Source organism: Streptomyces pactum, from assembly GCF_016031615.1.
In the GTDB taxonomy this organism is placed as follows: domain Bacteria; phylum Actinomycetota; class Actinomycetes; order Streptomycetales; family Streptomycetaceae; genus Streptomyces; species Streptomyces pactus.
Map to the genome: position 1 here is coordinate 1417885 of NZ_JACYXC010000001.1, position 25879 is coordinate 1443763.

Annotated in this window: 17 protein-coding genes; 10 read left to right on the forward strand and 7 right to left on the reverse strand. The window is 69.6% G+C overall.

What is annotated here, in order from left to right; translation table 11 throughout:
• Positions 1 to 281 precede the first annotated feature (281 nt).
• Positions 282 to 1055: a hypothetical protein gene (locus IHE55_RS05650; protein ID WP_197988024.1), complete on the forward strand. Its 774-nt coding sequence runs from the start codon at positions 282 to 284 to the stop codon at positions 1053 to 1055.
• Positions 1052 to 2365, forward strand: a complete 1314-nt coding sequence (locus IHE55_RS05655) for a 7-cyano-7-deazaguanine synthase (protein ID WP_197988025.1) — start codon at positions 1052 to 1054, stop codon at positions 2363 to 2365. Before IHE55_RS05650 ends, IHE55_RS05655 begins: the two co-directional genes overlap by 4 nt.
• A gap of 41 nt (positions 2366 to 2406) precedes the next feature.
• On the opposite strand, the gene IHE55_RS05660 is transcribed toward IHE55_RS05655, so the two are convergent.
• The gene (locus IHE55_RS05660) at positions 2407 to 2865 is read right to left on the reverse strand and encodes an ATP-binding protein (protein ID WP_197988026.1); all 459 of its coding nucleotides are present in this window, start codon (positions 2863 to 2865) and stop codon (positions 2407 to 2409) included.
• A 133-nt stretch (positions 2866 to 2998) separates the two neighbouring features.
• Between IHE55_RS05660 and IHE55_RS05665 the strand changes: the two genes are divergently transcribed.
• Together IHE55_RS05665 and IHE55_RS05670 are read left to right on the forward strand one after the other, a co-directional pair.
• Complete coding sequence (locus IHE55_RS05665; protein WP_197988027.1) at positions 2999 to 3892, forward strand: helix-turn-helix domain-containing protein; 894 nt, start codon at positions 2999 to 3001, stop codon at positions 3890 to 3892.
• Positions 3889 to 4098: a DUF397 domain-containing protein gene (locus tag IHE55_RS05670; protein ID WP_197988028.1), complete on the forward strand. Its 210-nt coding sequence runs from the start codon at positions 3889 to 3891 to the stop codon at positions 4096 to 4098. Before IHE55_RS05665 ends, IHE55_RS05670 begins: the two co-directional genes overlap by 4 nt.
• Positions 4099 to 4141: 43 nt before the next feature.
• Here IHE55_RS05670 and pglX read toward each other — a convergent pair whose 3' ends face one another.
• The 3 genes from pglX to pglW form a co-directional block, all read right to left on the reverse strand.
• Positions 4142 to 7816: a BREX-2 system adenine-specific DNA-methyltransferase PglX gene (gene pglX, locus IHE55_RS05675; protein WP_197988029.1), complete on the reverse strand. Its 3675-nt coding sequence runs from the start codon at positions 7814 to 7816 to the stop codon at positions 4142 to 4144.
• A 133-nt stretch (positions 7817 to 7949) separates the two neighbouring features.
• A complete protein-coding gene (locus IHE55_RS30765) occupies positions 7950 to 8516 on the reverse strand; it encodes a hypothetical protein (RefSeq protein ID WP_232265461.1) in 567 nt (188 codons plus the stop codon).
• Positions 8513 to 12337 carry a BREX system serine/threonine kinase PglW gene (gene pglW / locus IHE55_RS05680; RefSeq protein ID WP_307826527.1) on the reverse strand — a complete coding sequence of 1275 codons (3825 nt, stop codon included), beginning with the start codon at positions 12335 to 12337 and terminating at the stop codon, positions 8513 to 8515. The genes IHE55_RS30765 and pglW overlap by 4 nt, the downstream gene beginning before the upstream one ends.
• Before the next feature lie 242 nt (positions 12338 to 12579).
• Here pglW and IHE55_RS05685 point away from each other — a divergent pair, with 242 nt between their 5' ends.
• The 6 genes from IHE55_RS05685 to IHE55_RS05710 all read left to right on the forward strand — a co-directional run bounded on the left by IHE55_RS05685 (position 12580) and on the right by IHE55_RS05710 (position 23249).
• A complete protein-coding gene (locus tag IHE55_RS05685; RefSeq protein ID WP_197988030.1) occupies positions 12580 to 14562 on the forward strand; it encodes a DNA/RNA helicase domain-containing protein in 1983 nt (660 codons plus the stop codon).
• A 152-nt stretch (positions 14563 to 14714) separates the two neighbouring features.
• Positions 14715 to 16598 (forward strand): DUF2075 domain-containing protein, encoded by a 1884-nt coding sequence (locus tag IHE55_RS05690; protein WP_197988031.1) that lies wholly within the window; start codon positions 14715 to 14717, stop codon positions 16596 to 16598.
• Positions 16599 to 16853: 255 nt separating this feature from the next.
• Positions 16854 to 18086, forward strand: a complete 1233-nt coding sequence (locus tag IHE55_RS05695; protein ID WP_197988032.1) for a serine/threonine-protein kinase — start codon at positions 16854 to 16856, stop codon at positions 18084 to 18086.
• A gap of 401 nt (positions 18087 to 18487) precedes the next feature.
• On the forward strand, positions 18488 to 22153 hold the full coding sequence (locus tag IHE55_RS30770) for a phage tail protein (RefSeq protein ID WP_232265958.1): 3666 nt from the start codon (positions 18488 to 18490) through the stop codon (positions 22151 to 22153).
• A 34-nt stretch (positions 22154 to 22187) separates the two neighbouring features.
• Positions 22188 to 22745 carry an SUKH-4 family immunity protein gene (locus IHE55_RS05705; protein WP_197988033.1) on the forward strand — a complete coding sequence of 186 codons (558 nt, stop codon included), beginning with the start codon at positions 22188 to 22190 and terminating at the stop codon, positions 22743 to 22745.
• Positions 22746 to 22940: 195 nt separating this feature from the next.
• On the forward strand, positions 22941 to 23249 hold the full coding sequence (locus tag IHE55_RS05710; protein ID WP_197988034.1) for a DUF6343 family protein: 309 nt from the start codon (positions 22941 to 22943) through the stop codon (positions 23247 to 23249).
• Between the two features lie 99 nt (positions 23250 to 23348).
• On the opposite strand, the gene IHE55_RS05715 is transcribed toward IHE55_RS05710, so the two are convergent.
• From IHE55_RS05715 to IHE55_RS05725, 3 genes are all read right to left on the reverse strand, one after another.
• Positions 23349 to 23717: a tetratricopeptide repeat protein gene (locus IHE55_RS05715; RefSeq protein WP_197988035.1), complete on the reverse strand. Its 369-nt coding sequence runs from the start codon at positions 23715 to 23717 to the stop codon at positions 23349 to 23351.
• A 244-nt stretch (positions 23718 to 23961) separates the two neighbouring features.
• Positions 23962 to 24570, reverse strand: coding sequence for a dephospho-CoA kinase (coaE, locus tag IHE55_RS05720; RefSeq protein ID WP_197988036.1), 609 nt, complete (start codon positions 24568 to 24570; stop codon positions 23962 to 23964).
• 203 nt (positions 24571 to 24773) lie between these two features.
• A complete protein-coding gene (locus tag IHE55_RS05725) occupies positions 24774 to 25712 on the reverse strand; it encodes a PAC2 family protein (RefSeq protein WP_197988037.1) in 939 nt (312 codons plus the stop codon).
• Positions 25713 to 25879: the final 167 nt, after the last annotated feature.

The following is a 25879-nucleotide window of genomic DNA, read 5'->3' on the forward strand; positions in this document are numbered from 1 at the left end:
GCGGACGGGTCACGCTTCTGGCGTACGCCAGCCCCCATCTTGCCAGCCCCGGCCCCTGGCTGACCTGCGTGGAACGCATCCTGTGCGAGGAGTTCGTCACCGTGCGTAGCAGGAGGCGGTCGAGCTGTCGCTGTCCGTCGCCGCCGGGGCCGTCACCGTCGGGCAGCGCCGCTCCGGCGCCGTCGGAGCGTTCCGATCATGGCCGATCGGCGCCCTGTCCCCTTGCTCCCGCCGCTGCTGCAATGGCGGGGACGGTGGCCGGACTCGGGGGAGGCGGTGCCATGGGGACGTCGACGCGCTGGAGTGGCCCTCGGGGGCGCACCGGCACGGCAGGGGAATGGAGCCGGGTCACGGGCCGCCTGGGGTCCTGGCGGCCGGACCGGGCGGACGCCGATCAGGTCCTGGACGACATCGCGGCGGACCATGTGCGGGTGCTGCACCGGACGCTCCGCGCGGACCCGTCGGCGTTCGGGCTCTACGAGATCGTCTGCGCGGCGGGTGAGCGGCTCGCCTCCGCTCTCGGCGTGCTGGCCGAGTCCGGCCCGGTCGGCGCGGACAGCACCGACGCCTTCCTCGCCCGGTTCGCCGGCGAGGTCGGCGGTGACGGCGGAACACTGGCGGAGGCGGCCGTACGGAGAGCGGCGGCGTCCGCCGCACAGCGCCTCCTCGACCACCTCCAGACCGACGGCGACCCCGCCGGCGGGCTCGGCGGTCTGGCCGGGGACCTGCTCTGCCTGCTCTACCGGTGGTTCTTCGCCGACGCCGTGGCGGAGTTCCTCCGCGCGGTGGTCGCCGAGCAGGTCCGGTTGGCCGTACCGCTGCCGCCGGCGCTCGACCCGGAGGACCGGATACCCGAGTGGGTCGCCGGCCATGTGCTGCGGCTGGTGCCCAGCCCCTGCGAGGAGGCGGCATACCTGTCGGCCGGTTCCGACACCGCCGAGGCCGGGGTGGACGGCTCGGCCGGGCCACTCCCCGAGATCGCGCGGACGCTGGTCCCCCGGTCCGCCGGCAGGGTGCTCGGCCTGATCACCGACGACGGGGAGGAAGCCGCATGACCGCCACACCGGCGCAGTCCGCCTTCTGGTTCGTCTCCCCTCCCCACGCCCCGCGACCGAACCGCCCCTGGCAGCCGCTGAGCGACCGGAACTTCTGGGAGCGCGACGACCGCAGGCCGGATGAGCAGCCGCTCTACGCACCACCGCCGCCCTGGGCGGACGACCTGCACCGAGTGGCCCGCGCGGTCTTCCTCGCCGACAAGCACACGCGCCGGGACACCGTCTTCGACCAGTGGACGCGCCGCATCCGGCTTTCCGTACCGGTCGCCGAGCCCGAGCGCTGGCAGCGGGTGCGCCCGCTGCTGACCGGCCTGCTGCGGACCATGACGGCCGATGTCTGGGAGCTGCAGTTACGGGCCATGGAGCCCGGAGCCGCCACCCCGCTGCCCCTGTCCTTCGGGCCGGACGCCCGCGCCGCGGAGGTCGCCCTCTTCTCCGGCGGCCTGGACTCCCTGAGCTGGGCCGCGCGGCGCGCTGCGGTACCCACCGCGGACACCCTGCTCCTGGTCACCTTCGGAGAGCGGAACTTCGAGGCGCTCCAACGAGAGGTCCTTCAGTCCGTGTACCGGCGCCGCAGGCGCCCGGTCCGCCGGCTCCTGCTCAGCCAGACGGTGCGCAGGAGCGGTGACGGGCCGGAGCTGGAGCGCTCCACCCGCTCCCGCGGCTTCCTCTACGCGACGGCCGCGATCCGTGCCGCCGCCGCGGAAGGCGCCGCCGTAGCCCACATCCCGGAGAACGGGTACCTGGCGATCAACCCGCCGCTGAGCGCCGCCCGGTCGGCGGCCTGCTCCACCCGGTCCGTCCACCCGTGGACCCTCCACCAGCTGAACCGGCTCATCGCCGGTCTGGGCGGGGAGGTACGCGTCGAGAACCCGCTCGCCGGGCTCACCAAGGGCCAGGTGTGCAGGGCCGCGCTGCGGGTCGCCGGTCTGACACCGCAGGAGCTGGGGAACACCCTGAGCTGTGGCACTCCGCCCCCACGCCGGCCGGGCGACGCGGACCTCCCCCACTGCGGGGTGTGCTACCCGTGTCTGGTGCGCCGCGCGGGCCTGCTGGCCGCTCTCGGCGAGGACGGCACCCCGTACGAGGCGGACCCCTGGGCACTGGACGCGGGCCACGACCGTGCCGTCCACTGGCGCGCCGTCCAGCGGTGGCTGCGCAGGCCGTACACCTCCCGCGACCTGATCGCCGACACCCCGCTTCCGCCGGGCGGCCCGGACCTGGACGAGGTGGTGCGGATCATCGACAGGGGCCGCGCCGAACTGCTGGCGCTGATCCGCTCGGCCACGACGCGGGCGCGCGACGCCTGAACGGTGGGCCGCCGCCGGTCGCGGACCGGCCCGTGCGGAGGTCAGGCTTGCGCTCGGTCGGCGGGGGCCGGCACCGGAGGCCGGGGCACCTCGGCCCAGACGACCTTTCCCGGCCCGTCCCGGTCGCTGATGCCCCAGCGGGCGGCCAGCGCCTCGAGCATCAGCAGACCCCGGCCGGACTCGGCATCCGCCGGGGGCTGCCGGAGGGCGGTATCTGGCCGCTTCTCGCTACAGCCGTCGGCGACCTCGATACGGATGGACTCCGCGGTGAGCACGAGGCGCAGCTCGAAGTCCCGGCCGGGTACGCGGCCATGGGTGACGGCGTTGGCCGCCAGCTCCCCGACGATCACGGCGGTGATATCCGAGGGCACGCTGGTGGGCGGGATGCCCCAGGCGTCGAGCCGCTCGACGACGAGGTGCCGCGCGAGGCGTGCGCTCCGGCGCGTGGAGCTGAACCGCCGGATGAACTCACTGGTGGGGGTGATGAATTCGGCTTTCACAGCCCCGAGCGTGGCCCGGTGTGCCTACCGTGACCAGCAACGACTCTGGTACGGAGAGTGCTGGTACGGGGGCGGACGACGGCCTGTCCGGGGCAGCGGCCGTGACCGGACGCACGGACGGGAGGTGACGGGCATGGCGGAGACGCATGCGGACGCGGATGCCGGGCGAGGGCCGGGGCAACAGCGGCCGGAACCGATCGAGGACGGGGACGAGACGGTCGACCTCTTCCGGGCCGTCGGGAAACAGGTCAAGCTGCTACGAGAGCGGGCGGGGCTCACCCAGCGGGAGCTGGGCGACCGGCTCGGCTACGGGGAGGAGCTGATCTCCTCGGTCGAGCGCGGGCGCCGGACACCGCAGCCGGAGTTCCTCGACGCGGCGGACGACTGCCTGGACGCGGGCGGCCTGCTGAAGATCGCGAAGGAGGACGTGGTCCGGGCGAAGGCGAAGGCGCGGGTGAAGCATCCGGCGTGGTTCCGGGACTATGCGCGCTTGGAGCGGGAGGCGGTCGAGCTGAGCTTCTACAGCACGCTGACCGTGCCGGGGTTGCTCCAGACCGAGGGCTACGCGCGGGCCGTGTTCGCCAGCCGACAGCCGCTTCTGGACGAGGAGACCATCGAGCAACGGGTGGCCGCACGGCTGAGTCGCCAGGAAATCACCACCCGATGGCCACCGCCGATGGTGAGCGCTGTCATCCAGGAAGTGGTGCTGCTACAACCCTTGGGCGGGCGTGCCGTACGGAAGGGGCAGTTGGAGCAACTTCTGCGACTCGGGCGTATGCGGAACGTGCAGATTCAGGTGATGCCCACCGATCGCGAGGAACACGCAGGGATGGGTGGACCGTTCACGCTGCTCACCCCCAAGGGGCGGCCGCAACTCGCCTACCTTGAGGTCCAGAACTTGAGCCGCTTGATCACGGACCCCGAAGAGGTTCGTGTGCTCGCCACCAAATATGGGAGCATCCGAGGACAGGCGCTCACTCCACAGGATTCACTCATCTTGATCGAGAAGTTGCTGGGAGCAGCATGAACATACAGGAAGCCCCGTACGACGCATATCAGCTGGTCTGGTTCAAGAGCAGCTACAGCGGTGACGAGGGCGGCGAGTGCGTGGAGGTCGCGGTCAGCCCTGATGCGGTTCACGTCCGGGATTCGAAGGACAGGACCGGCCCCCGGCTCACCTTCTCCGCCGCCGAATGGTCGGCCTTCGTCTCGTACGTCGCAGCACTCGACTGAACGAGGGTGGGCCCCAGGCGTTGCCCGGGGCCCACAACGTCGCCTACTCCTCAGCCGCCTTCTTCTTTGGTGTGGCCTTCTTCCTACCCCGCGTCTTCTTCTCCGGTCGCCAGGCTCGCAGGTCGGCCTCGCTCACGTGATGCTTGGCGCACAGCTCCTCGAAGAACGCCTGGAACTCATCGGCAGGGACAGCCTCCCACTCGGGGTCGTACTCCCCGTGCCACTGGTGCACCCACGGCATGATCTCCAGCAGACCGGCCAGCAGCGGCTTGATCCGATCCGATCCCCAACCGGCCTGCTGCGTCCGGTCCTCGATCAGGTTGAACAGTACCTGGGCCTGATCCTTGTGGTCCCAGCCGGCCCAACCGAGCAGGAGCGTCGAGTCGGCGTCCGGGCTCGCCTCCGGGTAGGAGATGAACCGCTCCCTGGGTACGTCGAGCTTGCCGCGTTGCGCCCAATAGGATGGTTGCATAAAGTCACTCGGCTTGTACTTCGGTGGCACAGCGTTAATCAATTGCTTATCCTGTCGATCCTCCTCGCGCTGCCTCTCCCAGATTTCCTCCCACTGATTACGGCTTCGAAGTCCCGCTTCGGTATAGCGCATAGCCGCAAGGTAAGGGACGTGTTCGCTGAAGATGACTTCCGCAAGCACGTCAGCGAGTGCGAGATCAGGTTTACCAAGGTGGTCAGCTGCATAGAGTTCCGCAACCGATTTGAAGGCAGCATCGTCCCGAAAGACGTCAGCAATTTGACTAACGGTAAGCAGACGTGGCTGCTTCATGCCGTCCCGGAGGCTTCTCCAGATTTCAGGGGTGTCGATCCGTGCAAGAAGCCATTCACAAAGAGCACTTCGCTCCTCTTTTTTCCAATTATCAACTTCCCAACGCCTCTTGCAATCCGGACGCTCGATCAGCGCAAGGTCGCCTCGCTTTTCGATAACCTCAATACGAGCCTGGACGATCTTTTGGTACCAGTCAGGCCAGCAAGAAGGAACCTCCTTGATGGGTACCGAGCCATGACGCTCGAACCAGGCGGTGTCAGCACCATCGGGGGACGTTTTCCTAGCCAATGCGATCTCGAACGCCCGCTCCCCAAGTTTCAGCCCAGGGATTTCCTCAAGGTCACTCGACGTGACAATCCGCGCCTCTTCTGCGGACAGCAGGCCATAGGCATGGTAAATCTGCCAGTCCAACTCTTCCTGAAGAGCGATCATTTGCCGTCGTTTACGCTCGTACTCGGCGTGCGTTTTCCGCAGAGAGATTCGCGACGGCACCCCCTTAGCGCAATGAGCAGCGGGAGTGTACTCAAGCGAGGAGCGCGCGAGCTCATCCATCAATTTACCCAGGTCCGAAAAGTCACTCTCTGGAACCGGAAGGCGCTCCACAATCCCTCCCGTGAATTCCAGAGTCCATGACCATGGATAGCCAGCAGCTCCTCCCCCTTGATGCTGGGCAGACTCCTTCATAAGGAAGCAGCAAGTCGAAGAGTTCAAAATTGCAAGCAGAGAGTAGAATCTGCCCATCTCAGCACCATTCGGCAGTTTGATGACGGGCGAATGGCGGTTGAACACACTACCCCCTCGATCGAGGGTAAAGTGGTTATGGGAGGCTTTAAAAGCAAAAATAAGAGAGACGGGATTCTCGTACGCAGAAGGGGTGTGCTGCATGTACATCCACCACTCTAGCCCTGCATCGCTCATTGTACCTTGAAAGGTACGCCGGGCCGTGAGGAGCGCCCTCCATGGCCACAACTCCCTGGCCATATCACCCTCGGATAGGGAGGGGTCATACGGGTACCAGATCCCTTCCTGCGGAACAGCGCGCCAATCACGCACAGACCTGCCAGTAATGAATGGCCTAATCGCACTCGATGGAGCCAGTGTGCGCAATGTTGAGCGAAGCGGGCGCGTAAAAGCCTCGTCAGCACCTGCCCGGATCGCGCGACCGATCGGCGGGTCAATAAATTCGCGCAGAATGGGCTTATTACGCGCAAGTACTTCACGAAGTGCATTTTTCCCGCTTCCGGGGAAAATCCATGGATGGCTTGCGAGAACAACCCGGTCGACAAGGCTGGCGGCCACCCACTCATTCTTTCCTTCCTCACCTCGCTTTGCGTAGCCGGTGAGCGACACCCAAGGGGGCGCGATCGCAGGGTTATCGGGTACGGAAACCGCTCCCTTGAGGGAGGAGATCATGCACACCGGAGAATCAATCCGTGGAAACTTATTCAATCCTACAATAATGGCCGTTGGCGTACCCTCCCTGTTGTGTCCCGGAATGTAGGCTCGGGCTGCATCGATTACATGAGTGACCTCGACCGTGGAAAGGAAGGTCTCGACTAGCCTTTTCCCCGTGGTCCGCTTCATGAAAGAGTTGGAAGTGATTTGCCCTACATGGCCGACCACACCGCCGTGCCGATGCGCGCGAATCGCAAGTTCAAAGAAGCGCTGGGCAAAGGGCACCGACAGAGGGAACTTTCCCGAGCAACAGTATGCAGTCCGATAATTTTTGATCTCCTGATCGTCGTTCACCTCAATGTACGGCGGATTCCCCACCACCACGTGATACGACCCCCGCCCCAGCAGGTCCACCCGCTTGGCGAACTCGCCGACGTCCTCCGTCGCGTACTGGAACGCCTCCCCCTCGCCGTCCTCAACGGCGAACAGGTCCAGCTCACCCTGGATACCCGCCGCCCCGCGCCCGTGCAGCAGCGAGTCGCCCACCGCCACGTTGATCGGGAACGCCGGCGCGTCCACCAGCCGTCCGGCGCCAGCCGCCCGCATGGCGGCGACAAGCAGCCGGAAGCGGGCGATGCTCACCGCGAACGGGTTCTTGTCGCAGCCGTGGACGGAGTCCAGCGCGCGGCGGACCACCGTCCACTCGTCCGTCCCCGGCTCCGCCGCGCGCCACTTCTCCACCAGCCGTGCGAAGATGCCCAGCAGGAAGTGGCCGGAGCCGCACGCCGGGTCGATGGTCCGCAGGCCCCCCTCGGGCGCCAGCCCGAACTCCTCGATCGCCGGTTCCAGGGTCAGGTCGAGGATGAACTCCTCCACGAACTCCGGCGTCTGCAGCAGCGCGTACGTCTTCCGTGCGTGCTCGCTCAGGTCCTGGTAGAGGTCGCCGAGGAAGCGGGTGTCCCACTCCTCGTCGGTGAAGTCGTACAGGATCTCGCCGTCGGCCCCGCGCCGGCGCCAGAACGCCAGCAGCTCGGTCGCGGCCTCGTAGCTGGGGGTCAGCTCCCACAGCGGGTTGTGGCGGCGGTCGAAGAGGCCGGCCGCCGTCTCGTTGGCGTCGGCGAGGTGCTGGAACGCCTCGATCAGCCAGTCGCGGTTGTTCAGGTGCGGCTTCTCGCGGAAGAACTGCTCGTGCCGCTCCTCGGCGTCCCGCAGGCGCTCACCCGGGCCCGCCAGGAACGGCCACTCGATCAGCTGGTTGTCCTCGCAGAAGCGGACGAAGACGCAGGCCAGCACCCATGCCGCCGCGGCCTGCGTGACGCGCTCGTCGCGCCACGCACCGTACGTGGCGGCGGTCCGCTTGCCGTCGTACGCCCGCGCGTACTCCGCCTCCAGCCGGGTGCGGAACTCCTCGACCGACTCACTGCGCTCCCGCAGATCATCCTCGAGCTCCGCGACCTGCTTCTTCAGGTCCTTGAGCAGCCCCGTCCGGTCGACCCCGGCGCCCGTACGCGAACCCCCACCTACGACCGTCACTCTTCGCATCCCTCTCGCCGCGCTGAGCCATCCGCCGCGAAAGCGGCAGTCCGGCCACTATCCTGCCAGCCCGGGAATGCCACCGTGACCGATCGCCGTGGGAGAGCTGCCCACGCGTGACCAGCGAAGCGCTACGGCACGGTCACGCCTCCCGCAGTGCGTCGAGGAATGCGCCGTCCAGGTGCGTGCGCTCGCCGTCACCGCCTATGCACTCCACCGTGCGGCCGTCCACATGCGGCAGCTGGGAGCGGGTCTCGACCGGGCACAGCAGCCACAGCCCGTGCGGGGCCTCCGCCGGACGGCGCGCGGCGCCCTGGAGGGTCACCAGCAGCTCACGGCCGCCTTCGTCCCAGTAGCGGGCGAGCAGCCCGGCGTCGTGGAGGAAGAGCACCGTCCGCGGTGCCTCCGCCTCGCCGAGGAGCCGGGCCTCCACGCGTTTCCAGGCCGCCCGGGCGAAGAGGGCGAGGCCCTTCGGGATGGGGCCGCCGGCGGCGAAGCGGGCGTCCACCCCGAGGACCTTCTCCCACGGCTGGCCCTTCTCGTCCGTCAGTGCGCGGAGTTCGGTGAGAAACACCTGGCTCAGACCTACCGGCCGCACGGGGTACACGGCGGCGATCCGCTCGGCCGCGCCGGGCAGCCGGATGCCCCGCACCGTCAGGGCGAGGAAGCCGCCGCGCCGGACGGAGGCGGCGAGCTTCGCCCTGATCACCGAGTGCGGGTCCTGCGCGGTGAGGCCGCCGCCCGACACCGGGGTGAAGACACTGGTGAGCGTGCCGGTGGAGGTCCAGGACGCCGGGGTCTCGGGGCGGGCGGGAAGAACTTCTCCCGCTCGACGTCGTACTCCAGGGTGAAGCGGGCCTCCCGCAGCGCCTCGCCGAGTTCCACGTGGGTGGGTTCGGCGCCGTCCGTGAGGAGTGCCAGGTCGGGGAGGCGTGCCCGGAGCCGGTTGATCAGCTCGCCGGAGGTGATGCCGTGGTCGCGACGGACCCCGGCACCCGCCTGGGAGATGCGCAGCGCCCGGTCGAGCGTGAGGTCGCGCGGGTACAGCTCCAGGCGGGGGCTGGCCTGGGCGGTCGGGGCGACCGCCGCGGCCAGGCCGACCAGGCGGGTGTCGGCGAGCGGCACCAGCCCCTCCGGCGCCGCGACCGCGCGCAGTTCGCGGACGACCGCGGCCCGCCCGGGCAGCGGCTCCTCGTGCGCGAGGCGCTCGGCGGTCCGGCCGAGGGCCGCGGCGTAGTCGGCCAGTTCCCGGGGGCTGGGGTCGTCGGTCCCGGGCAGGGACTCGGCGGCGATCAGCACCCGGTCCTCGCGGCGGTGCACGGCCAGGCGCGGCTCGTGCTGCTCGTCGCCCTCGCCCTCCCAGGTCTCCGCCTCGACCGCCGCCCGTACCACGGCGAGGGCCTTGGCGAGGGTCCGCTCCGGGCTGTCGTGGCCGGCGCCGTGCCGTATCCGCAGCTCGACGGCGACCTCCCGGGCGGTCATGACCCGTCCGGCGGCCACCACGATCTCGGTGATCTCGTTCCGTACCTCGGTCAGCCACGCGGCTTCGGCCCACCGCCTGATCTCTATCCGGTGGTGGCGGGAGACGGAGGTCTGCTTGATGCCGATCGCGTCGGCCACCGCCTTCTGCACCGGCCACGGGCCGAGCGGCGACAGCCCTCCCCCGGCCGGCGGCAGCCCGAGCGTCAGCTGCACGACCTCCACCCGGTGCGAGCCCTTGCGCCCTGGCTCGGGGGCGAGCAGCTCGGCCATGTCGTCCACCGAAAGCACGGCGGTGGCGCCCGCTCCGGGCGCGATGTCACCGGGCCGCACCGGCTCGGCGGCCGGGGTGGCGGTGCCGCGCAGCGCCGCAGCCCACTGCTTGCGGCGGCGGTTGAGCTCCTTGCGTACCAGCGCACCGGCACCGCGCGCCTTGGAGATGGCGTACGGCGGGACGTCGAGGAGGCCGCCGACCGTGGTCGCCCCCAGGCTGTCGGCGACCGACACCGCACGCGGGGAGAGCCCTGCCGCGGTGAGAGCGGTGTCGGCCCGCGCCGACGCGGCGGCGGCGTCCCGGGCCTCCTCCGCGGACGTGGCAACCGTGCCGGCGGTGGCCGGGGTGGTCGGGGGCTTGTCGGCGTCGGCCGCCCGGAAGATCTCGTACCATGCGTCGCGCATCTGGCGCAGCGTGTCGAAGCGGTGCTCGGTGTCGCGGTGGAGGGCGCGCCGGAAGAAGGCGGTCAGCCCTTCCTTGAGCGCGGGCTCGAACAGGTCCGTCTCGATCGAGAGTTCGGCATCCTCGCTGGTGGCCGGGTCGGTCTGCCCCCCGCCCCACAGGGGCCGCTCGCCACTGGCCATCTCGTGGAGGGTGACGGCGGCGGCGTACCGCTCGGCGTGGTCGTCGTAGAGGCCGCGGCGGCTGGTGTCGAGGAAGGGGTCGAGGTAGCCGCGGGTGCCGGCCTTGATGTCGCGGTCGGAGGCGTCAGCCAGGGAGAAGTCGAACAGCTTCAGCTGCCAGGTGCGGTCCTCGCGCCTGAAGAGCCCGAAGTTGTCCGGCTTGAGGTCCCGGTGCCGCATGCCGTGCGCGGCGAGCTGGTCGAGGGCGGTGAACAGGTCGCTGCCGAAGCGTTCCAGCTCGTGGTAGGTGAGCTTTCCCTCGTCCCGCAGCCGGGCGCCCAGGGAGCGTTCCCCGGCGTACTCCAGCTCCAGCAGGGTGCGTCCGGCCAGCTCCCGGGGCCCGCCCTTGAGCTGCACGACAGTGCCGCCGCCGACCTGCCGCAGCGCCCGGGCCTCGGCCCGCAGCCGCTCGGCCTTCTGCTGGTCGAGGGCGACCTTGAAGACGCGTTCCTCCAGGACCGGTTCGCCGTCCTCGTCCTCCTCGACCCGCTCGACGAGGATGGCGCGGGCCGTGGCGCCGGTGCCCAGCACCCGCCGTACGGTCCACTCACCGTCCAGCGACTGGCCGGGGGTGGCGGTGAGCGGGTCGGTCTCCGCGACGGGGGCCGGCTCGGGGGCGACGCTTTCCTGCTCGGCCTTGTCCAGCAGGTCGAGGAAGTGGTCGACGGTACCGAGGCGGTCGCTGGGCTCGGGGCGCGTCGCCTGGAAGACCAGGTCGTCGAGGTCCTCCGAGACACCGTCGGTGACGGCGAAGAGCCGCAGGCCGGAGTCGGTGCGCAGCCGTTCGCGCAGCGCGCTGCGCCGGGGTGCGGGCGCCTGCCCGGTGAGGATGAGGTAGGAGACCGCGCCGAGGCCGAAGACGTCCAGGTCGACCGGGTCGGCGTAGGGCTGGTCGGTCTCCGGTGCGAGGTAGACCTGGGCCGCGTCCTCGATCAGCCCGGCGTCCAGAGTGGCGTTGCCGAGGGAGCGCAGCAGGGTCGCGTTGGTCTCGAAGTCGCGGGCGGCGGTCTGCCAGTCGGTGATGCGCAGTTCCGGGCGGGTGCCGTCCGGGCGGGCGGAGACGTACACCGAACGGGCGGCGAGCGCCCGGTGGTACAGGGACCGGTGGTGGGCGTAGCGCACGGCCTCGGCGAGCTGGCGCACCAGGTCCAGGCGCATCTCGGGGGTGAGACGGCCGCCGTGGGTGTCGAGGTAGTGGTCCAGCCGCAGGTCGGTCTCGCGGTGCCGGAAGAGGATCGCCGGGCCGGCCTGGTGCTCCCGGATCTCGACGGCCGCGGCGATGCCCCGGTGATTGATGCCCTGGAGCACCTGGTACTCGCGCCGGGCGGCACGGCTGGTGGCGTTCCGGGCCGCCTCGGTGGCCTGCTGATCGACGAGGTAGATGCGGACCCGGCCCTCCTCGTGGACCAGGCCGTCGACCCGCTCGGCGAGGCGGTCCTCCCAGGAGGTCCCGGCATCCAGCGGGTGCGGGCGCATCTTCCAGGCGTCGCCGAACCGCAGGTGGGCGGTCGACTGCCGGATGCCGATGTCCTGCAGCAGCATCGGCAGCACGTCCCGGGAGAACTCCGGGGTGATCCGGCGCTCCGGCCGGTCGGGGGGAAGCGCGAGGAAGTCCTGCCAGATCCGCGCGAGCCCGCTGGCGCCGTCGTCCCGGCCGTAGACCCGGGTGCGCTGGATCTCGTCCAGATGGCTTTCCAGGTTGGGGTCGGAGAGGAAGACCGCCGGCTGGACGCGGGGCAGCGTGCGGGGGTTCATGTTCCGCCTGCGGGCGGCCCACTGCAGCTGGCTCTTGAGGTCCTTGGACTTCGCGTCGTTGAAGTGGAGCGGGTTGGTGATGGTCCGGGTGCGGTCGGGGCCGTGGAAGTTCCAGGTGGAGCCGGTGTTCTCCAGCCGCCCGGGGTGGCTCTTGATCTCGATGAGGTAGATGCCGGCGGGGACGGCGATGAGCAGGTCGCACTCGTTGATGCGGCCGGACTGCGCGGTGAAGGAGAAGGTGGCCCAGGCGCGATAGGGCTCCGCCGCCGGCATCAGCCGGCGCACATGGTCGAGCGCGTCCTGCTCCCAGGCGTACGGGGAGGGGCGCTCCTGGTTCCACTGGTTCCGAGGCGGGACCGGGCCGGGTCTGGGCCTGGAGGGTCCCGCTGCTGCCGTCACCGTCCGACCTCCGTGGTGGTTGACCGCTGGAATACGAGTGATCGTTGAGTGAGCTTATCGTCACGGGCAGCTCACCGGGAGCGGCGTGGGCCCCGGATCGGCGGATGTGCGACCTCCGCCGGTCGCGTCGGCTAACGTCTTGGTCGTCAAAGCGGCCCGCCGGGCTTCCGCTCCGCTCCGGCGGACTCGAAGGACATGCCCCCACCCGCACGAGATCTCGTGTGCCGTAGGGGTAGTTTCTGGTGTCCTCGTACCTGTACCGGGAGTCCGCAGCCGCGCTGGCGAAGGAGATCGAGCGGTCGTCGGCGCAGGAGCTCCGCCCGCTGACGCGCACCCTGATCGAGGAGTACAAGCGTCAGCACAAGAAGAAGCACGGGCAGGAGAAGGAGCCCGGAGATTCTCTGGTCGAGGCGTGGGACAACAGCCTCCCCGTAGTGATCAACGCGCTGACCGGCCGTGGCCTGGGCGAGGTCGAGGTCCTCATCGAGTTCGGCCTGCCGCACACCGACGCGGAGGCGGATGTCGTCCTGGCGGGGGTCCACCCCGGAAGCGGACAGCCGTCGTACGTCCTGGTGGAGCTGAAGCAGCAGCGTGAGGCCCGGGTGCACCCCGAGCGCTCGGTGGCGGTGGACCTGGGATACGACAAGTGGAAGCTGCATCCGGTGCGCCAGGTGCAGCAGTACTGCCGGTACCTGCTGCAGTACAAGGCAAGCCTGCGCGGTGACCAGCACGCGGTCGCCGGAGCCGTGCTGATGCACAACGCGCACGACGCCGATGTGGCGGAACTGTTCCGGCTCCCCGCCACCGACCACGGCCGGCTCTACACCCGGGACCGCCTCGAGCCCTTCCGGAAGTTGTTGGGGGCCCGGCTCGCGCCCCGCCCCGGCGGCGAGGCGGCCCAGTTCCTGATCGACTCCGCGGAGTACGCCCAGCCGAAGATCACCGACGTCAACCACGGCTCGCGCGTCGGGGAGAAGGAGCTGTTCGTCCTGCTCGACGAACAGGAGCTGGCCTGCCAGGACGTACTGGAAGCGATCGATCGGGTGCGCAGCGGTGGCACCAAGGAGATCATCATCGTGCGCGGCGGTCCGGGCAGCGGCAAGAGCGCGATCGCCCTGGAGCTGCGCCGTGCACTCGCCTATCGCGGCTGGGACGTCCGGCACGCCAGCGGTGCCAAGGCGCTCACCGAGAGCTTGCGCGTCTCGTACGCCCAGGACGCGCCGCGGGGCAAGAAGACCGCGCTCAAGAAGGAGGCCACCCGCCTCTTCACGTACTTCAACCAGTTCAAGGAGATGGGTCCGGACAGCTGCGACGTCGTCATTTGTGACGAGGCGCACCGCATCCGGCGCCATTCGGTGGACCGGTACACCAGGAAGGAAGAGCGGCAGAATCCGGAGCCGCAGGCGGATGAGATCATCGCCGCCGCTCGTGTTCCGGTCTTCCTCCTCGACGATTGGCAGTCGCTGCGCCCGGAAGAGGTCGGGACGGCCGACTACCTCATCCAGCGGGCCCAAGAGCTCGGACTCCGGCACACCCTGATCGACCTGGGCGGCATGTTCCGGGCTCAGGGCAGCGGCTACTACCGGGACTGGGTCACCAACCTGCTCAGTGTGGGCGACCGCACTCCGCAGGCATGGAAGACGGATGGCCGGATGCAGGTCCTCACCGCCGAGACCCCGCAGGAGATGGAGGACTTCCTGCAGGCACGCCGGCTGGAGGGGGCGAGCACGCGGATGGTCGCCGGCTTCTGCTGGCCCTGGAGCAAGCCGACGGAAGCGGGCGAGCTGGTGGCCGACGTCACCATCGACGGCTGGGAGCGCCCGTGGAACGTGAAGCCGGGCCAGGCGGTCCCCGACGCGCCCGCCGCGGAGCTGTGGGCGATCGACCCGCGGGGAGCCGGCCAGATCGGCTGCGTCTACACGGCGCAGACCTTCGAGTTCGACTGGGTGGGAGTGATCATCGGGCCGGACTGCGTCTGGGAGGACAGCCGGTTCGTGATCAGGAGGGAAGCCACCTGCGACCCCGAGCTCAAGCCGCGGAAGGTCGCCGACGCCGATGTCGAGCGCTGCGTCCGCAACGCCTACCACGTGCTGCTCACCCGGGCGGTGATGGGTGTGGTCATCTACTCCACGGACGAGACCACTCGGGACGCCCTGCGCTCGCATGTGATCGACACGGTGATGCATCCGATCCCCAAGCCCATGCGCAAGATCGTGAAGCGGTGAGTCCGCCCATCGGCCCGTAACCCGCGCGATCCCTTCGTTAGCATGTGAACCATCGTCATCGCGGCCCGCCGGGCTTCCGCTCCACTTCGGTGGAGTCATCACGGACATGCCCCCACCCGCACGAGTTACTTCGTGCTGCCTGGGGGCATTCCTTGCTGTTCCGCGACTCCGCGTCCGCGGTCGCCGCCGAGATACACGCCGGCTCGTTGTTCCTCCGTCTCACCGAGCAGTTCGTCCACATGCACGGCTACCGACCCGGCACCTCCGAGGCCCGCTCCTGGGAACGCAGCATCCCCGTGCTGGTCAACGCCCTGCTCGAGGCCGGCCTCGAGCAGGTGGAGATCATGCTCGAGTACGCGCTGCCGCTGAACAGCAAGCGGGCCGACGCCGTCCTGGCCGGGGTCCATCCCGTGACCGGGGACCCGTCGTACGTCGTCGTGGAGCTGAAGCAGTGGAGCGGCGCGCTCCCCGACGAGGACGATCCGCAGCTGTGCCGGGTGGACTCCTACACCCAGCCGGTCCTCAACCCCATCCAGCAGGTCCGTGACTACTGCACCTATCTGCTCTCCTTCAACGGGGCCCTCGCCGAGCACCCCGAGCGACTGCGCGGCGTCGCCTTTCTGCACAACGCCACGGACCTCTCGGTCGGCGGGCTCGACGCCGTGGAGCAGGACGCCCACGGGCAGTTGTACACCGGGCAGCGCCGCGGCGAATTCATCGACTTCCTGCGTTCCAGGCTCGCGCCCGGCTCCGGGGCCGCGGCGGCGGACGCCCTCCTGGCGGGGAAGATCGCACCGTCGAAGCAGCTGATGGCGGTCGCCGCCGCCGAAGTGCGGGAACGCGAACAGTTCGTGCTGCTGGGCGAGCAGCGTGTCGCCTACCGCATGGTCCTCAATGCCGTCCGGCGGGCCAAACAGTCCGACCACAAGGAAGTCGTCGTGGTGACCGGCGGCCCGGGAACCGGCAAGAGTGTCATCGCCCTGTCGCTCCTGGGCGAGCTGTACCGGCAGGGCATCACGGCGCTTCACGCCACGGGCTCCAACTCCTTCACCACGACCATGCGCAAGGTCGCCGGCGCCCGCAAGCGTGAAGTGCAGGACCTGTTCAAGTACTTCAACAGCTTCATGACCGCCGAGCGCAACGCCCTGGACGTACTGATCTGCGACGAGGCGCACCGCATCCGGGAGACCTCCGCCAACCGGTACACCAAGGCCGAGCACCGCACCGGAAGGCCCCAGATCGAGGAGCTGATCGACGCCGCCCGCGTCCCCGTCTTCCTCCTCGACGAACACCAGGTGGTCCGCCCCGGGGAGATGGGGACCGTGGCCCAGATCAAGGCCGCCGCGGCGGCCAAGAACCTGTCCTGCCGGGTGGTGTCGCTCGACAGCCAGTTCCGCTGCGGCGGCAGCGACGCGTACCTGCGGTGGGTGGTCCGGCTGCTGGGCCTGGAAGCCGGTGGGCCGGTGATCTGGGAGCCGGACGACAGGATGCGTCTGGACGTCGTGGAGAGCCCCTGGGAACTGGAGGCGTTCCTGGAACAGCGGCGGGCACAGGGCTACGGGGCCCGGATGTCCGCCGGCTACTGCTGGCCGTGGACGAAGAAGACCCCTCCCGGCCAGGCGCTCCCCGCGGATGTGGTCATCGGGGACTGGGCCCGCCCCTGGAACGTCCACGGCGAGCGGGCGGTGGCGGGGGCCCCGCCGGCCGCCCTCTGGGCGACGGACCCCGCGGGCTTCGGGCAGGTCGGCTGCGTCTACACCGCCCAAGGGTTCGAGTACGACTGGTCCGGAGTGATCATCGGACCCGATCTGGTCTGGCGCACCGACCGCTGGGTGACCGACCGTACGGCTTCCAAGGACCCGGTGTTCAAGAAGTCCACCCCGGACGCGGACGTGGACCGTCTGATCCGCAACACCTACAAGGTGCTGCTCACCCGGGGGATGATGGGCACGGTCATCTACTCGGTGGACCCCGAGACACGGGCGAAGCTCCGCGAACTGGTACCGAGCAGCGGCGTTCCCGTCCTCGCCGGCTGAGCTGCACCCGCCTCCCGGAGGGGATGCCGTACCCGCTTCTTGGGCTGCCCCGTTCCCCCGTGCTCCTTACACTGGCGGCGTCGGCGCTCCTGCCGACGCCATCGGGGGGGATGGTCACATGGATCGCGGTCCCGGCAGCTGTCACCGCTCAGCGACGGTTCCGCCGTGCGCGGTCACGGCCTGGGCGTGCGCTCGACGTCCGTACCGTTTCCGCCCGGGCGGCGCCGGGGCACGGTCGTCGGAGGCCGGTCTCTGATGGAACCACTGCTCCCCACCGACCCGGCGCACATCGCCGGATACCGCGTGCTGGGCCGGCTCGGGGCCGGCGGCATGGGCATGGTGCTGCTGGCCCGGTCGCCTTCCGGGGCCCTGGCGGCGATCAAGGTGATCCGCGCCGAGTACACCGACGACCCCGCGTTCCGGACACGTTTCCGCCGCGAGGTGACCGCCGCCCGCCGGGTGCACAGCCGGTGGGCGGCGGCCGTGCTGGACGCCGGTCCGGAGGCACCGGCCCCCTGGCTGGCCACGGAGTTCGTTCCCGGACCGTCCGTAGGGGAGGCGGTCGGCGGCCACGGTCCGCTCCCCGAGCACAGCGTCCGGACGCTCGGTGGCAGGCTCGCCGAGGCGCTGGCGGCGGTGCACACCGCCGGGCTGGTGCACCGGGACGTCAAACCGGGCAACGTCCTGCTCGCGCTCGACGGCCCCCGACTGATCGACTTCGGCATCGCGCGGGCCCTGGACGACACCCGCCTGACCGCCACCGACGTGGTGATCGGCTCCCCGGGCTTCCTCTCCCCGGAACAGGCGCAGGGCTCGGCAACCGTCGCGGCGCCCAGCGACATCTTCTCCCTGGGCTGCCTGCTGGCCTACGCGGCGTCCGGTGAACGGCCGTTCGGCTCCGGGCCGGTGGAGGCGCTGCTCTTCCGGACCGTGCACCACACCCCGGACCTCTCCGGCGTCCCGGCGGCGCTGCGCCCGGTGATCGAGGGGTGCCTGGTGAAGGAACCGGCGCACCGCCCGACCGCCGAGGAGCTGTGCCGGGAGTGGGCGGCGGACGCCCCGGGCGAGGACGGTGGGTCCGGGTGGCTGCCCGCCCCGATCATCCATCTGATCGCCCGGCGCACCCAGCGGATGCTGGAGCTGCCTCCGTACGAGGCGGCGGGACCCCCGGCGCCGGACGGTGGTGCCGGGCCCGAGGCTCACGCACCGGTCGGCGGGTCGGGCACCGCACCGGCCGGCGGCGGGCCGGCTGCCACCGTGCCGGGCGACGGCGGGCGGGCAGCCACCGTGCCGCTGCGGGACCGGGTGCCGCCCCCGCCGCCGCCCCGGCCCGCGCCGCGCGCCCCGGTGGGCCCCGAGCCGCCCGGCCGCCGGAGGTTCTTCACCTTCGCCTCCGGGTCCGTGCTGCTGATGTCGGCGGAGGCGCGGCGGTCCGGTGGCTCGCCGGCTCCGGCACGGCGGGAACCCCGCCGCCCCGACCGGGGCTGACGTCTGCCCCGCGGACCTGTCCCGGGCCTGTTGTCGGTACGCCCGGCAGAGCCGGACGGGCGGCGGGCACCGGACCGGCCTCCTGCCCTCAACCGGTTGCCCCGGTGCGTGGGCAGCGCGAAGAGCTACCGGTCGGCAGGTCCGTCCCGCAGGGGACGAGCCCTGTTCAGCGGCGCCGATCTCACCTCGTCCTGCCCTAAGGGGCACGGAAGTCGGCCCCCATGTCGACCCCGGCGCCGATCGTCCGGCCGCGTCGGGCGCCCACATGCTGAGCGCATGCCGGGGACGCACGGTGGGGCCCATGTCGCCCGTCCGGGATACGAGGGGACCGGACGCGGGCGCCCGCGACGCGCCCGCTCGCGGAACGCGCGGGACCGCCGCTCGGGTGGACGTGCACCGTGATGAGCGTCGCCCGGGAGCACGCCACCGAGGACACCCGGCAGCCGGCCCGGCAGCCCGCCACCGCTGACGGCGCGGTCCGGGACACCGCGGCCGTCGCACCACTGGCACCGGCACGCGTTCACCGGGCCTCCGATCCGCGGGTGTTGCACCGTCTCCAGGGCACGGTGGGGAACCGGGCTGTGGCCCGGCTGGTCGCGCAGCGGTACACCGCGCCGGTGAAGCCGCCGCCGTCGCAGGCGCCGGGGTTCCGGAAGGTCCGCTCGGATGTGGCGGCGAAGAAGCAGAAGATCGCCCAGCATCCGCCCGCCACCGCCGAATCGCAGGCCGCGCAGGACGCGGCGGTGGCGCCGCCGGACGACAAGGAGGCGCAGGGCAAGGCGGCGAACGCGGAGAAGATGCACGCCGCCAAGCCCGGCACCTTCGACAAGGCGGCGTTCGTCGCGGCGGTGAACGCCGCGATCGCCAAACAGGCGCCGAAGAACCTTGACGAGGCCGACAAGTTCTCCGACTCGGGAAAGGCGGACCGGGTCAAGGAGGAGGTGGACGGCAAGGTCTCCGACGGCAAGAAGACCTCCGCCCAGGAGATCGAGACCACCACCAAAGCCCCACCCGACACCTCCGCCGCCAAGGACAAACCCGTCACCCCCCTCACCCCCGACCGGCCCCCGCCCAACCCCGGCGCGCCGTCCGCCGCCGACGCCGTGCCCGCCAAACAGCCGGCCGCGGTCACCGACTTCTCCCAAGGTCCCGCCGCCAACGACAAGGCGCTGGCCGATGCGGAGGTCACCGAGGAGCAGTTGAAGAAGGGCAATGAGCCGGCCTTCGACGAAGCCCTGACCGAGAAGAAGAAAGCCGAACAGCACTCCGCCACGGCGCCGGGGGAAGCCCGCGCCGCCGAGAACGCCCAGCTCGCCGAGGCCAAGGCCGGGGCCGCCGCCTCCGGCGCGCAGGCGATGGCGTCGCTGACCGCGACCCGCGCGGCGGCCGGCAAGCAGGTCGACGGCGGCAAGGGCGAGACGAAGTCCAAGGACGAGCAGAAGCGGGCCCAGGTCACCGCCCGTCTGCAGAAGGTCTTCGACGCCACCAAGAAGGACGTCGAGACCACCCTGACTGGGCTGGACAAGAAGGTGGACGAGCAGTTCACCGCCGGTGAGAAGACTGCCCGGGACGCGTTCACCGCCGATCACGAGAAGCGGATGAAGGCCTACAAGAAGAAGCGGTACTCCGGCTTCTTCGGCCCGGCCAAGTGGGCCAAGGACAAGTTGCTGGGCATGCCCGCGGAGGCCAACCAGATCTTCCAGGAGTCCCGGAAGCTGTATGTGGCCAAGGTGCAGGGGGTCATCTCCGCGGTCGCCGACACCATCGGCACCGAACTGGGCAAGGCCAAGACCCGCATCGCCGAAGGCCGCGCCGACCTCAAGGCGGAGGTCGACAAACTCCCCGCCGATCTGAAGAAGTTCGGCCAAGAGGCCGCCCAGGACTTCCAGGCCAAGTTCGAGGACCTGGAGACCCAGGTCAACGACAAGTCCCAGCAACTCGTCACCGACCTGGCCCAGAAGTACACCCAGGCCCTGAGTGCCGTGGACGAGGAGATCAAAAAGCTCCAGGAAGCCAACAAGGGCCTGGTGCAAAAGGCCGTCGACGCGGTCGCCGGGGTCATCAAGACCATCATCGAGCTGAAGAACATGCTCATGGGCGTCCTGGCCAAGGCCGCCTCCGCGGTGGCGAAGATCATCAAGGACCCCATCGGGTTCCTGGGCAACCTCGTCCGCGCCGTCGGCGCCGGTCTCAACCAGTTCCTGGGCAACATCGGCGAACACCTGAAGAAGGGCCTGGTCGCCTGGCTGCTGGGCACCGCCACCAAAGCCGGCATCGAGATCCCGCCCAAGTTCGACCTCAAGGGCATCATCGCCCTGCTGGCCTCCATGCTCGGCCTGACCTGGGCCAACATCCGCACCCGCATCACCCGCAAAGGCGTCCCCGACCAGGCCATGGACACCGTCGAGGCCCAGGTCCCCGTCGCCTCGGCCCTGGCCAAGGAAGGCCCCGCCGGCGCCGCGAAGGAGATCCAGCAGTCCACCGGCGATCTGAAGACCACCATCCTCGAACAGCTCAAGACCTACCTGATCCCCACCGTCATCATCGCCGGCATCACCTGGATCCTGTCCCTGCTCAACCCGGCCTCCGCGTTCATCCGAGCGGTCAAGGCGATCATCGACATCGTCACCTTCGTCGTCACCCAGGGCGCCCAGATCATCGAGTTCGTCAACGCGATACTCGACGCGGTCATCGCCATCGCCGGCGGCGGCGCCGCAGGCGTCCCCAAGATGGTTGAGAACGCCCTCGCCACCAGCATCCCCGTCCTCCTCGGCGTCCTCGCCTCACTCCTCGGCATCGGCAGCCTCGCCGGCAAAGTCCGCCAGGTCCTCCAAACCGCCGCCCGCCCCGTCAACCGCGCCATCGACAAACTCGTCGACCTCATCGCGAAGAAGGGGAAGCAGCTCTGGGCGAAGCTCAAGACAGGAGACCGGGGAACCAATGACAGGCGCAACAAGCCCGACAACGGAGAGGAAAACAAGAAGAGCGCACACCAGAAAAAGGAAAAGGCGCACAAAAAGGTAACCGCTCAAGACAAGGAAAAGATTGCCGCCCAGGCAGCCCTCGACGGATACAAGTCCATCCGAGGGATACCACTCAACCAGATAAAGCCCACCCTCAGCCAGGTTCTGGCAAAATGGCGGGCGAAGGGAGTCAAGCGCCTCTTCCTCAAGCCGAACGGCGGTAGCTCCTACCACGTTCGCGCCGAGGTCAATCCGGCATACGAGAGCCCGGCTGTAACCTGGCAGGCCCCTCAGTCAGCCGACGATGTGGTGAAGTACTTGCAATTTAAACATGTGCGCGCGGGCAACGACACCTGGGCCCGAGGCTGCTTCTCGATCACGGGCATCCGGGGAACTTCCGTAGGCCCGTCGAAGAACAGCCCTTACGTAAAGATGCAACAGGAGTCAGAGGTTGCATCGAACGCTCACGCCGAGGAGGCAGTTACTGCCCGATTCAAAGTGGACTGGGACCCGCTCAAGTTCCAGATCGACCACCTTCAGTCCGAACAGGTGAGGCGCGACCGGCGCCCTTACAGCAGATTGATGGTCGACCTCGATATCGACGTAGGCGTGAGTTGCTGCCTCAACTGTGCGGACTATGTAGCCGGTTTCGTCAGACAATTGGAGGCAGATGGCTGCCACGTCAACGCAAAGATGCACTTCGGCGGTCTGTACTGGGGAGGCCAGAACAAGAAGCCCACAGTGGTTCCCGAATCGCTCGTCACTCGACACGAAGAGCTGTTCAAGCTGATCATGGGCGAGGGATTCATGGAGTCGGGGAGTAAGCGGATGAGCCCGGCAAGCCCGGGCCGTTACTGGGGGCGCGCCTGCGAGACTCAATCGAAAGCCATTGAAGCAAAGTGGTACAGAGTAACCCGGAATAAAGACCAGGGGAAGGTAGCGCTCGCGATACTGCGTAACGCAGGCATATCTTTACACGTCTTGAACGAGGACCGCGTAGGCGACTCTTTGGCTGACGAACAGAAGATAGAGCTGCAAAAGGCCAACAAGTGGATAAAGAAGGCCATAGAGGAGGTGAACGAACGGATCAAGGCGGACCAATGAACGAGTCGCATCATCACAGGATTGGCGTGCATCCATGGCACTTGATCGCGAAAGGCTGATTTCCACTTTCTCCCACTGGGGGCTCGAAGTAACGAGGTCGGATGCTCGGGCCACAGAAGATCTCATCCGTGAACGAGCGGCCAAAAGCGTGATCACCGACATCGGAATCCCCGAACGCGTCGGGGGCCACATTACGTTGCACGACTTCACCGAGGGGCCGGAAACCGTCGCGGAACTACTAGGGAATCCGGAGAGCGCTATGCAACGGGCCGTGGGCGACCACATCTGCCTCGGCACCGGCGACGGAATCCTTCTCATGAACAGCGAAACCGGAGAAGTCTACTCATGGAAAGATCGACAAACGTTGAGGATCAGCAGCAGTCTGGCAAATTTCGTCGAGTTCCTCATGCTGATCCAGGAGAAACTTAATATCGCCGAGGACGAGAACTGGCCGGAGTCCAGCGAGGAAGCATCGGACGCCTATGAGCAGCTAGTACACGCCTTCCGCGAAATTGATGACGCAGCAATGGACGAGGCGGGCGATTACTGGCGTGAAACCATCCGGGCATCCTTCGGCTCAATGGGCTTCTGACACCACAGGGACGCAGCGCGTCAGTCTCTGCACATTGAGAATTGTCATGCACCCATCAGGAACGCTGCGGCCGCAAGGTGCACCCCTGACGGGCGCGGAGTAGCTTCGGAGAGGGAGACGGGGCGGGGCGGACGCGCGGGGCTCGGAGACCGAGGCGGGACGTCACCGCAAGCCACTCACGGGAGATGCGTCGCGATGGTGCGTACAGGCGACGAGCCGGTTCATGCCCGGAGCGCGCTGCGGGCCCGGCGGGCGCTGGCCGCGTTCGGGTTGGTCTGCGCGATCGCCGGGGTGGTGCTCTTCCTCATCGCCGACCGCACCGGGTGGGCGGTGGCCTGCGGGGTGGTGGCGGTGGTCGCCCTGATCGACCTGCTCGTGGTGATCCGGCACATCCGGCAGGGGCCGCACTTCCAGCCGGGTCCGGATGTACCGCCCTACCGGCCCGGGGACGAACCCGGTGGCGGGCCGCCGCCGGGAGACGGAGATGCCGGCACCGGACGGTGACCGGGTGGCGGGTGGTGAGGCCCCGGGAAGACCCTCACCACCCGTCACAGATCTGGACTCCCGGGACCGTCGCCGGCGGTGGCCCGGGAGTTCGTCCGCTCAGGAGCGTTCGCCGAACTTCGCCGCGGCGAGGAAGTCCGGGCGCGGGTCGAGGGCGGCGGCGAGGCGGAAGTGGCGAGTGGCCTCGTCGTGCCGGTCGGCCCGCTGCAGGGTGCGGGCGAGCGCGAAGTGCGCGTAGGCGTTGTCCGGCTCGCGCTCCAGCACGACCTGGAACTCGGCCTCCGCCGAGCGCAGCTGCGCGCCGAGGAAGTAGGCGCGGGCCCGCAGCAGCCGGGCCGCGGTGTGCTCGGGGTACGCGGAGATGACCGAGTCGAGCAGCTTCACCGCACCGCGCGGGTCGCGGGCGTTGAGCAGGTGCTCGGCGGCGCGGTATTCGATCAGATAGGTCTCGGGCGTGGCCTCGGACACAACCGGTTCCTTCCCGTGGGTGCCGGGCGCCGGCGGAGCACCGTCGGCGCGTACGCCCACCACAACCGGGGGGCCGGGCCCGGGCATTCCCGGCACGCGGGCGGGCGGTGCGGGCGGCGGGCGGGCGCTCCCGCCGGGCGCCGGCGGGACCGTGGGAACAGCGGCCCGGGGCAGGGACGCGGGCGGAGCCAAGGCGTGGGCGGGGGCCCGGGACGCGCGCGAGGGCCAGGGCCGAACGCCTGGGTCAGCCACGCCGGCTCCGCTCGCGCTCCAGCAGGTCGGCCCAGACCTTCGCGACCTGCGGTTCCAGCGCCTCCAGCGGGCCGTCGTTGTCGATGACCAGGTCGGCGATGGCCAGCCGCTGTTCGCGGGTGGCCTGGGCCGCCATCCTCGCCCTGGCCTCGTCCTCCGTCATACCGCGCAGCCGTACCAGCCGGTCCAGCTGGGTCGCGGGGGCGGCGTCCACCACGATCACCAGGTCGTAGAGCGGGGCGAGACCGTTCTCGGTGAGCAGCGGAACGTCGTTGACGACGATCGCGTGGGGGCCGGCGTCGGCGGCCAGCTGGGCGGAGCGCTCCCGGACCAGGGGGTGAACGATGCCGTTGAGCACCTTGAGGCGCTCGGGGTCGGTGAAGACGAGGCCGCCGAGCTTGGGGCGGTCCAGGGCGCCCTGTTCGGTCAGGATCTCGGGTCCGAACGCCTCGACCACCGCGGCGAGCCCCGGAGCGCCCGGTTCGACCACCTCGCGGGCGATCCGGTCGGAGTCGATCAGCACCGCGCCGTAGGAGGACAGCAGGCCCGACACCTCGCTCTTGCCCGCGCCGATCCCGCCCGTCAGACCTACCGAGAGCATGACCGCCCCTTCCCTCGCTCCGCCGTCTGGCGGGTGTCCGCCGGTGCCCGGGGTGGCGCCGGTCGCGGCCACAACCTACCCGACGGTAGTGCGGCTGCGTCGTCCCGGGAGCACCGCCGCCCGGCCGGAGGGCCTGCCCCCACGGCTTGGCGTGGCGGTGCGGTGCCGCGGGGACGGGAAGGGGCCGGCGGGGCGGCGTCCGTTCAGGCGCCGCCCTCCCGCTCGGCGAGGAACCGCTCGAACTCCGCTCCCAGCTCGTCCGCCGAGGGCAGCTCCACCGGCTCGGCGACCAGGCTGCCACGGGTCTCGGCGCCGGCCACCGCGTCGTACTGGTGCTCAAGACCGCGGACGAGGGCGACCAGCTCCTCATCGCCCTCGGAGATCTGCCGCTCGATCTCCTCCTGGGTCTTCAGCGCCTCGTTGCGCAGCGCGTGGGCCGCCGCCGGGAGCACCAGCCCGGTGGCCGCGGTGACGGCCTCCAGCGCGGTCAGCGCCGCGTCCGGGTAGGGCGAGCGGGAGACGTAGTGCGGGACGTGCGCCGCCACCCCGAGCACATCGTGGCCGGAGAGCGCGAGCCGGTACTCGATCAGCGACTCGGCGCTGCCGGGCACCTGGGCCTCGGTGAAAAAGCTGCGGTGGCCGGGCATGAGGTCGGTGCGGTTGCCGTGCGGGGTGAGGCCGACCGGCCGGGTGTGCGGGACGCCCATCGGGATGCCGTGGAAGTTCACCGACAGCCGCACGTTGAGCCGCTCCACGACCTGGCGGACGGCCGCGGCGAAACGCTCCCACTCCACGTCCGGCTCGGGGCCGGTGAGCAGCAGGAAGGGCGCTCCGGTGGCGTCGTGGACGAGGTGCAGCTCGATCGCCGGGGTCTCGTAGGCGGTCCAGCTGTCCCGTTCGAAGGTGAGCAGCGGCCGCCGGGCGCGGTAGTCCACCAGCCGGTCGTGGTCGAAGCGCGCCACGACCTGGTGGGGCTGGCCGTCGAGCAGGCGGGTGACGATCTGCTCCCCCGTCTCGCCCGCGTCGATGTAGCCGTCGAAGTGGTAGAGCAGCACCAGCCCGGCCGAGTCCCGGGAGATGATCGCGTCCACCGCCGCGAGTCCTCCCGGCTCCCATGCGTACAAATCCTGCGGATCCAACACCGTGACGCTCCTCCTCTGGTTCCGAGGTCAAGAACGTCCGGCGGCGGCGGAAGCATTCCCTTCCCGGTCGAGTCGGCGCATTCTTTGCGCACCGTCCACCGGTGCTCCGGCCCCCTCGGCGGCCCTGGTGGGCCCGATCAGCGGCGTCCGGAGCGCTGTGGGGCTCG

Coding starts and splice junctions, on each gene's coding strand:
- IHE55_RS05710 (WP_197988034.1), top strand. CDS start 22,941: ATGGTGCGTACAGGCGACGAGCCGGTTCATGCCCGGAGCGCGCTGCGG.
- IHE55_RS05655 (WP_197988025.1), top strand. CDS start 1,052: ATGACCGCCACACCGGCGCAGTCCGCCTTCTGGTTCGTCTCCCCTCCC.
- IHE55_RS05695 (WP_197988032.1), top strand. CDS start 16,854: ATGGAACCACTGCTCCCCACCGACCCGGCGCACATCGCCGGATACCGC.
- IHE55_RS30770 (WP_232265958.1), top strand. CDS start 18,488: ATGAGCGTCGCCCGGGAGCACGCCACCGAGGACACCCGGCAGCCGGCC.
- pglX (WP_197988029.1), bottom strand. CDS start 7,816: ATGCGAAGAGTGACGGTCGTAGGTGGGGGTTCGCGTACGGGCGCCGGG.
- coaE (WP_197988036.1), bottom strand. CDS start 24,570: ATGCTCTCGGTAGGTCTGACGGGCGGGATCGGCGCGGGCAAGAGCGAG.
- IHE55_RS05665 (WP_197988027.1), top strand. CDS start 2,999: ATGGCGGAGACGCATGCGGACGCGGATGCCGGGCGAGGGCCGGGGCAA.
- IHE55_RS05670 (WP_197988028.1), top strand. CDS start 3,889: ATGAACATACAGGAAGCCCCGTACGACGCATATCAGCTGGTCTGGTTC.
- IHE55_RS05650 (WP_197988024.1), top strand. CDS start 282: ATGGGGACGTCGACGCGCTGGAGTGGCCCTCGGGGGCGCACCGGCACG.
- IHE55_RS05705 (WP_197988033.1), top strand. CDS start 22,188: ATGGCACTTGATCGCGAAAGGCTGATTTCCACTTTCTCCCACTGGGGG.